This window comes from Accumulibacter sp. (genome assembly GCF_016789985.1).
Lineage (GTDB): Bacteria > Pseudomonadota > Gammaproteobacteria > Burkholderiales > Rhodocyclaceae > Accumulibacter.
Window position 1 is genome coordinate 1 of record NZ_JAEUOL010000175.1, and the last position, 8,739, is coordinate 8,739.

Annotated in this window: 9 protein-coding genes; 8 read left to right on the plus strand and 1 reads right to left on the minus strand. The window is 66.0% G+C overall.

Annotation, left to right across the window (positions count from 1 at the left end):
• The 6 genes from JNK99_RS10410 to JNK99_RS10435 form a co-directional block, all read left to right on the plus strand.
• Positions 1–1,068 (plus strand): alpha-E domain-containing protein (locus tag JNK99_RS10410; protein WP_291852447.1); only part of this gene is annotated, 1,068 nt, incomplete at its 5' end.
• A 5-nt stretch (positions 1,069–1,073) separates the two neighbouring features.
• Positions 1,074–2,087, plus strand: a complete 1,014-nt coding sequence (locus tag JNK99_RS10415; protein WP_291852450.1) for a transglutaminase family protein — start codon at positions 1,074–1,076, stop codon at positions 2,085–2,087.
• Positions 2,088–2,155: 68 nt separating this feature from the next.
• Positions 2,156–2,905 carry a molybdate ABC transporter substrate-binding protein gene (modA, locus tag JNK99_RS10420; RefSeq protein WP_291852454.1) on the plus strand — a complete coding sequence of 250 codons (750 nt, stop codon included), beginning with the start codon at positions 2,156–2,158 and terminating at the stop codon, positions 2,903–2,905.
• A gap of 103 nt (positions 2,906–3,008) precedes the next feature.
• Positions 3,009–3,677, plus strand: coding sequence for a molybdate ABC transporter permease subunit (gene modB, locus JNK99_RS10425; protein ID WP_291852470.1), 669 nt, complete (start codon positions 3,009–3,011; stop codon positions 3,675–3,677).
• Positions 3,671–4,744: a molybdenum ABC transporter ATP-binding protein gene (modC, locus tag JNK99_RS10430; protein ID WP_291852456.1), complete on the plus strand. Its 1,074-nt coding sequence runs from the start codon at positions 3,671–3,673 to the stop codon at positions 4,742–4,744. Before modB ends, modC begins: the two co-directional genes overlap by 7 nt.
• A 145-nt stretch (positions 4,745–4,889) precedes the next feature.
• A complete protein-coding gene (locus tag JNK99_RS10435; protein WP_291852459.1) occupies positions 4,890–5,618 on the plus strand; it encodes a c-type cytochrome in 729 nt (242 codons plus the stop codon).
• 162 nt (positions 5,619–5,780) lie between these two features.
• On the opposite strand, the gene JNK99_RS10440 is transcribed toward JNK99_RS10435, so the two are convergent.
• Positions 5,781–6,287 (minus strand): hypothetical protein, encoded by a 507-nt coding sequence (locus tag JNK99_RS10440; protein WP_291852462.1) that lies wholly within the window; start codon positions 6,285–6,287, stop codon positions 5,781–5,783.
• A gap of 587 nt (positions 6,288–6,874) precedes the next feature.
• Here JNK99_RS10440 and fabI point away from each other — a divergent pair.
• Entirely contained in the window at positions 6,875–7,705 is an 831-nt protein-coding gene (gene fabI, locus JNK99_RS10445; RefSeq protein WP_291852464.1) for an enoyl-ACP reductase FabI, read from the plus strand.
• Positions 7,706–7,722: 17 nt separating this feature from the next.
• A complete protein-coding gene (locus JNK99_RS10450; protein WP_291852467.1) occupies positions 7,723–8,532 on the plus strand; it encodes an HNH endonuclease signature motif containing protein in 810 nt (269 codons plus the stop codon).
• Positions 8,533–8,739 lie beyond the last annotated feature (207 nt).

An 8,739-nucleotide genomic window follows, 5' to 3' on the forward strand; every position in this document is an offset into this window, starting at 1 on the left:
GGCAAGGCCGACCTGGTGCGCGGCGGGCGCAACCTGTCGTCGCGCGTGGTCGAAAACCTTTACTGGGTCGGGCGCTACGCCGAACGCTGCGACAAGACTGCGCGCCTGCTGCGCGTCGCCCTCTCCCGTCTGGTCGATACCGGTGCCGACACCCGGCCAGCCCTGATTGCCGCCTTCGACCTCTGCCGCGTGCTGCAACTGCTGCCGTCGGTCACCGCCGAGCCGGATGCTGCGGCCAAGGCGAAGGGCATCAAGCCCGAGGCCTTACCGCGCGAAGTTCAACTGCTCCATGCGGTGTGCGGCAAGGAGTGGGGCGACGGCCTGGCCGGCGACATTCGTCGCCTGCTCTGGGTCGCGACGCAGGTGCGCGAGCGTTTCTCGCTCGACAACTGGCATGCGATCCACCGTCTGCAACAGTTGTTGAAGCGCTACAGCGATGCGGTCAGCGAACCCGCCCAGCCTGAACCGAGCGAGGCGCTGGCCTTTCTCGATCAGGTCCTCCTCACCTCGTCATCGCTGACCGGTTTTGCCATGGACAACATGACCCGTGATGACGGCTGGCGCTTCCTGATCATCGGGCGGCGCATCGAACGGCTGGTCTTTCTCGCCAATGCCGTGGCCGGCTTTCTTCGTCTGGAGTCGACCCGCGGTTCCGGAAGCCTCGAGTGGCTGCTCGCACTGACCGACAGCATCATCACCTATCGTTCGCGCTACATGACCCAGCCACAGGTGCTGCCGGCTCTCGACCTGATCGTTTTCGACGAGGGTAATCCGCATTCGGTCGCCTTCCAGGTGCAGATCCTGGTGCGCTACCTCGATAATCTGGCACGTCTGGTTGGCGGTCCGCGCGACGAATCGATGCGCTCGGCGCGTCAGCGACTGCAGGGCTTCGACCTCGGGCGCTTCGAGGGTCAGAGTTTCAGCCAGTGCCGTGACTGCGATCCCTGCGTCGATCTCGCCCTGCTGCTGGGTGACGTCGCGCTTTCTGCCGCCGCCTTGTCGGACCGTCTGGCGATGCGCTTCTTCAGTCATGTCGGCGACGTCAGCCGGCAGACCTTTGCTTCGTGATCGCCGTGACCCGGCTACCTGCCCGCTATCACGTGCTGCACGAAACGAGCTACCGCTACGAGAACCCGGTGTCGCTGTCGCGCCAGTTGCTGCATCTGACGCCGCGCGATTGCAACTGGCAGCGCTGCCTGCACCACCGGATCAGCGTCACGCCGGAACCCAGCGCGGCACGCGAGCGTCGTGACTGCTTCGCCAACGTGGTCAGGGAACTGGCGATCGAGTTTCCGCACGACAGTCTCACCGTGCGCGCCGAAAGCACGATCGAGGTGCTACCGCATTTGCCGGCCGATGTCCTGGCGGCCCTGGAAGGCCGCTCCCCGTTCGACCCCGGTTCAGGAGCAAAAGCACGATCAGCCGGCAAGGCGACGGCTTACCTGAGTGCCTCGCCGGCCTGGGAACGGGTGCGTGATGCGCTGGCCTACGGCGCACGCCCCGTTCTGCTCGACGCCAGCTGCTTCCAGTTCGAATCCCCCTATGTGCGGGTCAAGCGCGAGTTTGCCGCCTACGCACGGCCGTGCTTCACGCCCGGCAGGTCGGTACTGGAAGCGGTGCAGGCTTTGATGAGCCGTATCTACGACGAGTTCGAATTCGACCCCGAGGCAACCACGGTGGCCACGCCGGTGCTCGAGGTGCTGGCCGAAAAACGCGGTGTCTGTCAGGACTTCGCGCATCTGATGCTTTCCTGCCTGCGTTCGCAGGGCCTTGCGGCGCGCTACGTCAGTGGCTATCTGCTTACTCACCCACCGCCGGGGCAGCCGAGAATGGTCGGTGCCGACGCCTCGCACGCCTGGGTTTCGGTGTACTGCCCGGAACTCGAAGGCGGTCGCTGGGTGGACTTCGACCCGACCAACAACCTGTTGCCCGACACGCAGCACATCACGCTCGCCTGGGGTCGCGATTTCTCCGACGTCTCGCCGCTGCGCGGCGTCATCCTGGGCGGCGATGCGCATGAACTGGAGGTCGCGGTCACCGTGACACCGCTCGCCGAAGCCTGCGATGAGGCGGCAGTGCTGATCTGAGCCGCCCGCCGGCGGGCGGCGCCGACGGTCCCGGAAGTTGTGGTCCGAAGCATTGACAATTGACACTGATGATCATCTACCGCCCAGTCCTGTTCGTTCTTGCCCTGCTGGTCGGCGCCGACGCCGGCGCCGACCAGGTGACCGTCGCGGTAGCGGCCAACTTCGCTGCGCCGTTGCAGGAGATTGCCGCCGCGTTTGCCAGGCAGAGCGGTCACACCATCGTTCCGTCCTTCGGTTCGACCGGCCGCTTCTACGCCCAGATCAAGGCCGGTGCCCCCTTCGAAGTGCTGCTCGCCGCCGACGACGCGACCCCGCTGCGTCTCGAGCAGGAAGGCGACGGTGTTGCCGGCAGCCGCTTCACTTACGCCATCGGCCGACTCGCGCTGTGGAGCCGCAAGCAGGGACTGGTCGACGAGCGGGGCGAAGTGTTGCGCAAGGGTGGCTTCCGCCATCTCGCGCTGGCCAATCCCAGGCTGGCGCCCTACGGCGCGGCGGGCATCGAGACACTGCGGACGCTTGGCCTGCTCGACACCCTGCAGTCCAACCTGGTCACCGCCGAGAGCGTTGGCCAGGCCTACCAGTTCGTTGCCTCGGGCAACGCCGACCTGGGTTTCGTCGCCCTCTCGCAAGTCTACAAGGATGGCCGCATCGCCGAGGGTTCGGGCTGGATCGTGCCGCGCGGGCTGCACCAGCCGATTCGTCAGGATGCCCTGTTGCTTGTCCGCGGGAAAGGCAAGCCGGCAGCCGAAGCGTTGTTGGGCTATCTGCGCGGCGACCAGGCGAAGGCGATCATCAAGTCCTTCGGCTACACGTGGTGAGCAGGCTCGCCGTCCACGTCCCGGCCGGCAGCGGGCCGCCGCCCGGCGCCCTTCCGGCGTGGCGGCTGCCACCCGGTGGCGCCGGACTGGAGTGGGGGCCGTGTTGAGCCCGGCCGACCTGACGGCCGTCTGGCTCACCCTCAAACTGGCCGGCACGACCACCCTCGTGCTGCTGCTTGTCGGCACGCCGATCGCCTGGTGGCTGGCGCGCAGCCGGCACTGGGCGAGCGGGCCGATCGGCGCGCTCGTCACGCTGCCGCTGGTCCCGCCGCCCACCGTGCTCGGTTTCTATCTGCTGGTGCTGCTGGGGCCGGACGGCGCACTGGGTGGCCTGATGCTGGCCGGTGGACTGGATCTGCTGCCCTTCACCTTCGGCGGCCTGGTCGTGGCGTCGGTGATCTACTCGTTGCCCTTCGTCGTCCAGCCATTGCAACAGTCCTTCGCGGCGATTGGCGAGCAGCCGCTGGAGGCGGCCGCGACCCTGCGTGCCGGGCCCTGCGATACCTTCCTCGCGGTCGTCGTGCCGCTTGCCCGACCGGGCTTCATGACCGCCGGCATCCTCGGTTTCGCCCATACGGTGGGCGAGTTCGGGGTCGTCCTGATGATCGGCGGCAACATCCCGGGCAGCACACAGGTGCTCTCGATGGCCATCTACAATCACGTCGAGGCGCTCGAGTACGAGGCCGCCCACCGCCTTGCGGCCGGCATGCTGGCCTTCTCCTTTGTCGTCCTGCTGCTGCTCCATACGCTCAAGCGGGGGCGCCCGTGGTGAGCATCCGAGCCCGCTTTCGGCTGAGCTACCCGGCCTTCACCCTGGATGTCGACCTCGACCTGCCTGGCCGCGGCATCACCGCCGTGTTCGGCCACTCGGGTTCCGGCAAGACCAGCCTGCTGCGCTGCATCGCCGGACTCGAGCGCGCCGCCGGAGGCTTCCTTGCGGTCAATGGCGAGACTTGGCAGGACGGGGCTCGCCGGTTGCCCGTCCATCGCCGGCCGCTGGGCTACGTTTTCCAGGAAGCACGCCTGTTTGCCCATCTCAACGTGGCCGACAATCTCGACTTCGGGTACCGGCGTGTCCCGCCGGGCGAGCGCCGCGTGGCGCTCGAGCAGGTCGTCGAACTGCTCGACGTCGCCGCCCTGCTCGACCGGCAAACCGATCGCCTGTCGGGCGGCGAGCGCCAGCGGGTGGCGATCGCCCGCGCCCTGGCCAGCAGCCCGCGGCTGTTGCTGATGGACGAACCGCTGGCTGCCCTCGACCAGGCGCGCAAGCAGGAGATCCTGCCGTATCTCGAACGGCTGCACGACGAACTCGAAATCCCGGTCCTCTACGTCAGTCATTCGCCCGACGAAGTGGCGCGACTGGCCGACCAGGTCGTCGTCCTCGCCGGCGGTCGCGCGGTGGCCCAAGGCCCGCTCAGCGAAACTCTGGCCCGCCTCGACCTGCCGCTGCGCCTTGGCGAGGAGGTCGGCGTCGTGTTCACCGGCCGGGTGATCGAGCGCAATGCCGAATGGCACCTGGCCCGCATCGGCTTCGCCGGTGGCGAAGTCTGGGTACGCGACGGCGGCGCCGCGATCGGCCGCAGCGTCCGCCTGCGCATCCTGGCGCGCGATGTCAGCCTCGCGCGCCACCGTCACGACGACACCAGCATCATGAACCTGCTGCCGGCGACGGTGATCGCCCAGGCCGCCGAAGACCATCCGGCCCTCGCCCTGATCCAGTTGCGGGTGGGCACGACGCTCCTGCTGGCGCGGCTGACCAGGCATTCGCTCAGCCGTCTCGCACTCGCGCCGGGTGAGCAGGTGTGGGCCCAGATCAAGGCAGTTGCGCTGGTCGGTTAACAGGGCGCCCGCTGGCGTCGGCCGGATCGATCGCGTCTGACCAGGAGCTCCCTCTCCGCCGGGCCTTCCACTATCGGGCGACATGACGGATGATGCGGGCGGTCGCTCTGAAACGCGGCCCATCTCGAACAGCAGGGAGTTGGCAATGAACAAACGGGTTCTCGGGTTCTCTCTGGCGCTGCTGGTTGCGGCGCTGGCGCAGGCCGAGCCGCCGGCGGCCGGGTCGGCGGGCATCGAGATCAGGGATTACCCATGGCAGGCGCCGACCGGTGAGAAGAGCGAAGCGCTGGAGAGCAGGGGCAACCGGAAGCGTGGCGCCCGGCTCTACGCGCTGTGCCGCGGCTGCCACCTGCCGTCGGCGGGCGGGCGTCCGGACGGCAGCATTCCGCAGATCGCCGGCCAGCACGACAGCGTGCTGATCAAGCAGATGGCCGACATCCGTGCCGGCTTGCGCGACAATCCGACGATGTTTCCGTTCGCCGCGGTGATGAGCGATCCGCAGGAACTGGCCGACCTCGCCGCCTATCTCGAAGGATTGTGCATCCCCGTCGATCATGGTCGCTACGAGGGCGAAGACGCCGCCCGGCAGGTGGCCAACGGCCGAGCGCTTTACGATAAGGAGTGCCGGGCCTGTCACGGCGCCAGCGGGGAAGGATCGCGACACAGGCTCTATCCGGTGATTGCCGGCCAGCATTACAAATACCTGCTGCGCCAGATGACCGAGATCCGCGACGGTCGGCGCCGCAACGCCAATCCGGCGATGGTTGCCATCATCAGCCAGTACAGTGACGAGCAACTGCTCGCCATCTCGGCCTACCAGGCAAGCCTGTCGATGCCGGGAAAGATGTGCAAGGCGACGGCGCCGTCCCGTTGAGGTCCGCAGGCGAGGCTTTCCAAGCGCGCTCAGGACCTCCCGGCCCACCTGTGAAACTCCCCCTGTTGTTGCCCGCGGCCTTCCAGGGTGTGGAAACGCTGCTGTTCATGCGACTTGTTGAGTCAGTGGCGTTGCCGGAAGGGACCGGATGCGTCGGCCAGCTCATCGAAACGGCTGAATCCATGTGAGAACCCCCCAGAAGAAGACGGCGGTCTCGATGGCAGTGGCGCCAAGCAGGGCGCTCCGGTAGCTACGAGCCGGGGCCAACAGGCCAGCGAGCAGGAAGGTAATGGCAAACAGCGGGGCGAGCAGGACACGCAGGGGGGACCAGACCGACCAGGTACCGGCAACCGAGCCGGCGTCGGCACCCTGTGGCAGCAGGTGGGCGATGAGTGCCGTGATGCCGGTCGCTGCGATGGCCAGAGCCACGACCGATGCTGCGCGCCAGAACGAGGGGCAGGGCCGAAGCCAGAACAAGGCAGCCGCGCTCGGAGGAATTGCACCAAGACCAAAGACCGCCAGCAGGAGGATGCTGTCACCGAACGCCCGCATGCCGCTGGAAGCCTGGCTGTCCGGGTCGTCGGTGATCGCCGCATGGATGGCAACGGCCGCCCCCGCGACCATCAGGGCAAGCACGTAGCCCGCGATGACGAGAAGAGTCCTTGACAAGGGCCTCATGGCATCGCGCTTGCCCGTCATGCGGTGATCAGGCGGCGAATCCTGCCGGCCGGGCAGCACGGGCCGGCCGGTCGAGCGCGGGCTACGACGGAGGTGCCAGGTGGCGGAGACACGCTCATTGGGTGGCCTTCGGGATTGGACCTGACACCGGTTGACGATGGTTTCACTCGACAATGTTTCAGGCTACCGGAGGTACGAAGAAATGTCTGCCAAAAATATCGCCACGCAGGACGGCGTGCTTCTGCAGCGTGGCTATCGGTCGGTCACCCCGGGCTTCCTCGTGGCTCGCTTCGTTCCGGCTCGCCGCAGAGGAACGCCTTCGCCAGAGCGGTCGGGCGGTGACCGACCTCCGGCGGCGTTGCGCGCGACCTTGGCGTGGTCATGATCAGGCTTCGCGTGGCGTCTAACCCCGGCTTGACTGTGCCTTGCCGGCTGGCCATACTGGCTCGAGTGGAGGTCGCGAACCCTGCCCCGCACCTGCGGACAAGGCACGAGCGACGATCGTCCCAAGCCTTTCCAGGCTCGCCGTCGATCTCGGCTGCGGGTCTCTCGCTTCCCGGTACCGACAGGAGATTTCCATGGCCGAAACAGTCATCGATGCCAACGACCCGACGCTGCAGCCGATCGGCATCCCTCATCAACCACTCGCCGGCCGCAAGGCGCTGGTCATCGGCATTGCCAACAAGGACTCCATCGCCTATGGCTGCGCACGTGCCTTCCGCGCTTTCGGAGCAGATCTCTCGATTACCTATCTCAACGACAAGACCAAGCGTTACACCGGTCAACTGGCCCAGGCGCTTGGCGTCGATGAGGCGCTTTACCTGCCGTGTGACGTGCGCCAACCGGGTCAGCTCGAGGCCGTTTTCGAAGCCGTCGAGCGGCAATGGGGCAAGCTGCATGTCGTTTTGCACTCGATCGCCTTTGCCCCGATGGAAGACCTGCATGGCCGGGTGGTTGACTGTTCGCGTGACGGTTTTCTGATGGCAATGGACGTCTCGGTGCACTCGCTGCTGCGTGTGGGGCATCTGGCCGAGCCGCTGATGGCGAAGGAGGGTGGCAGCATCTTCACCATGAGTTACTTCGGCGGCGAGAAGGTCGTCCCGCACTATGGGATCATGGGGCCGGCCAAGGCAGCATTGGAGTCGGCCGCCCGCTACATGGCGTCCGAGCTGGGGCCGAAGGGCATCCGCGTCAATGTCATCTCGCCGGGACCGGTCATGACGCGGGCGGCTTCGGGGATCGACCGTTTCGACGAACTTCTCGCCAAGACCAAGGAGAAGGCTCCGACCGGCAAGCTGGTGACGCCGGAACAGGTTGGTCTGGCTACCGCCGCACTGGCCTGCGACTTCGCCACGATCGTCACCGGCGAGGTGCTCTACATGGACGGTGGCTACAATATCATGGGTTAGCCCGCAAATACATCGCCATGCGCATCTTCTTCGTCAACACAGACGCTGTCTCTTTTGAAGGGGTCAGCCGGCACGACGATTGGCTTCGGCTTGGCGTCGTTGTCACGGGAGGCGAAGCGCGTTATCGCGATGCCCTTTCTCGCATTCCGGAGGGCGCTCTCGTTCTCGCGTACGTAAATGGCCTGGGAGTTGTAGCCGTCGGCGAGGCTGTGAGCGCCGAGGTTCTCGATGTGCTGCCTCCGGAAACTGTCAATCCGTCGGAGCCGCTTGAATTCCACAAGAAAGTTGCTTGGCTTCATGATCTTCGGGCCAATCCCATCAGTCGAACCGAACTGATCGACCTGCTCGGACAGGGGCCGCTTCAAGCTGTCCAAGAAGTCAACAAAGGCAAAGACGCTCTGCTCAGCCGCCTAAGGCTCCTCCCAGCGATACCTACTACCGATCCCGGGGCCTACACACGCCTCTCCTCGACCTTGCGAAGCTACGGTCAGGTCAATAGGCCGGTAGGCACGGTGAACCCGCGCCGCACTGAATCCACAATCTTTCAGTTCTATCGTGATCCGAAGGTTCGCGCATGGACCTTGCAGCGTGCACGAGGCTGTTGCGAACTATGCAATCAACCAGCGCCCTTTCTCGACGAGTTTCGGGAACCCTACCTGGAATCCCACCACATAACTACTCTTGCCTCCGGTGGCGCAGACTCGCCGGAGAATACGGCCGCGCTATGCGCGAACTGCCATCGCGAGTTGCACTTTGGCGCCGGGCGCCTGTTGAAGGGCGACGGGTTGCGCTCAGTCATCCGCGCCAAGGAAGCGGAGCAAACATAGTGCAATTCAATGCGTTGCGGGCTAACCCCGCGTTCCAACGGCTGCCTTCGGCAGCCGCTGAACGCGAACGTTACCGTGAAAGCCCATCGCTGAAGTGACGTGACCATGCCTGCCGACAAGCAGCATTGTTTGAACAGCCGCTGGGCCCGACCCCAGGTGTTCAGCGGCGAATCAGTGTGCGGCGCTGGCCGCTGGTGGGTTGTGGCT

Bases quoted from the DNA above. Each gene is read 5' to 3' on its own strand.
- modA (WP_291852454.1), top strand. From the start codon at position 2,156: ATGATCATCTACCGCCCAGTCCTGTTCGTTCTTGCCCTGCTGGTCGGC.
- JNK99_RS10435 (WP_291852459.1), top strand. From the start codon at position 4,890: ATGAACAAACGGGTTCTCGGGTTCTCTCTGGCGCTGCTGGTTGCGGCG.
- fabI (WP_291852464.1), top strand. From the start codon at position 6,875: ATGGCCGAAACAGTCATCGATGCCAACGACCCGACGCTGCAGCCGATC.
- JNK99_RS10450 (WP_291852467.1), top strand. From the start codon at position 7,723: ATGCGCATCTTCTTCGTCAACACAGACGCTGTCTCTTTTGAAGGGGTC.